Raw genomic sequence first — 650 nt, 5'->3', positions numbered from 1 at the left:
GTTCGCTTGACCCTATAACGAGTGTGTCTCAAACTTGCGTTCAAGCCGTGCTCGCTACAGGATGAGTTCTCGCATTTGTGCCGTATTCCAAGTCATCTTTCGATCACTTAAATACATTTCGGTTGATACAATCACAACCCGGTATCGTGTTTTACTTCAGCGTCTCATCAACGCTCACGACACCTTTACTACATCCCATATTGTTAAAGAACAGCCGCGCGAGACTTCGTCTCGCAACGTCTTGGCCAAGGCCAAAGGCAAACGCTCAATCCTAAGCGCTTGCCTTTGACGACCAACCCAAGGTGCACACTGAAGTGCGAGGTAATTGGTGGAGGATGACGGGATCGAACCGACGACCCCCTGCTTGCAAAGCAGGTGCTCTCCCAGCTGAGCTAATCCCCCAATTTACTTCTGTCCGGAGGTTCAGCTTCGAACCACCATCCGTAACTTGGTGGGTCTGGTAGGACTTGAACCTACGACCCCCGCCTTATCAAGACGGTGCTCTAACCACCTGAGCTACAGACCCTTGGCTGTAACAGCAAACAAACCGATAAGTGTGAACGCTCGACTTAGGATGCACGCTCTTGAAAGGAGGTGATCCAGCCGCACCTTCCGATACGGCTACCTTGTTACGACTTCACCCCAGTCAT

At 51.2% G+C, this 650-nt stretch carries 2 tRNA genes and 1 rRNA gene; all 3 read right to left on the bottom strand.

Annotated elements, in window-relative coordinates:
* Nucleotides 1-326: 326 nt before the first annotated feature.
* A tRNA-Ala gene (locus tag AC07XB_RS39030) sits at nt 327-402 on the bottom strand.
* Between the two features lie 47 nt (nt 403-449).
* Nucleotides 450-526: transfer RNA gene (locus AC07XB_RS39025), tRNA-Ile, on the bottom strand.
* 61 nt (nt 527-587) lie between these two features.
* Nucleotides 588-650, bottom strand: a 16S ribosomal RNA gene (locus AC07XB_RS39020); the annotation flags it as partial.

Source organism: Cupriavidus sp. GW821-FHT02F09 (genome assembly GCF_059421605.1).
Note: the sequence above shows the minus strand (reverse complement) of the source record. Positions and strands in the feature narration are given on the sequence as shown.